This is a genomic window from Luteimonas sp. 8-5, assembly GCF_029763755.1.
Taxonomy (GTDB): domain Bacteria; phylum Pseudomonadota; class Gammaproteobacteria; order Xanthomonadales; family Xanthomonadaceae; genus Cognatiluteimonas.
Map to the genome: position 1 here is coordinate 1 of NZ_JARUVM010000186.1, position 499 is coordinate 499.

Annotated in this window: 1 protein-coding gene; it reads right to left on the reverse strand. The window is 72.5% G+C overall.

Annotation, left to right across the window (positions count from 1 at the left end):
• A partial coding sequence (locus QAA18_RS12845) for a heme biosynthesis HemY N-terminal domain-containing protein (protein WP_279413488.1) occupies positions 1 to 379 on the reverse strand: 379 nt, incomplete at its 3' end.
• Between the last annotated feature and the right edge of the window lie 120 nt (positions 380 to 499).

Here is a 499-nt window from a genome sequence, read left to right on the forward strand (position 1 = left end):
CCGCGGCGGCATGGGCGGCGGCAACCCGCGCGCCCGCTTCGGCGTCGTCGCCCGCATCGGCGGCCTGTACCAGCAGCTTCTCGGCGCGGTCGTAGTGGCCGCGATGCAGCGCGTCGAGGCCTTCACCCAGTCGCGCGCGCGAACGGCGGTCGCGATGCCGGCGCCAGCTGCGGAAAGGCAGGGTCAGCAGCTTCCACAACAGCCACAGGGCAACCAGCACGACGATCGTCGCCAGCACCGCCGTGGCGACGGTGGTCTCGTAGTCGTAGCCGCGGAAGCGCACCAGCACGTAACCCGGATCGGCCAGCAGCAGTTGCGCGGCGATGGCGCCGAGCAGTGCCAGCAGGATCCAGAACAGCAGGTTGCGGAACAGGTTCATGGCGCGGTCCTCCTGGTTGGCACCCTCGCACGGCCCATGTCGCCGCCGCGTCAGCGCATGGCCCGCAGCTGGCGCAGCGTGCTGCCGAGCGCGGGCGTGGCCGGGGACAGCGGCAGCGCG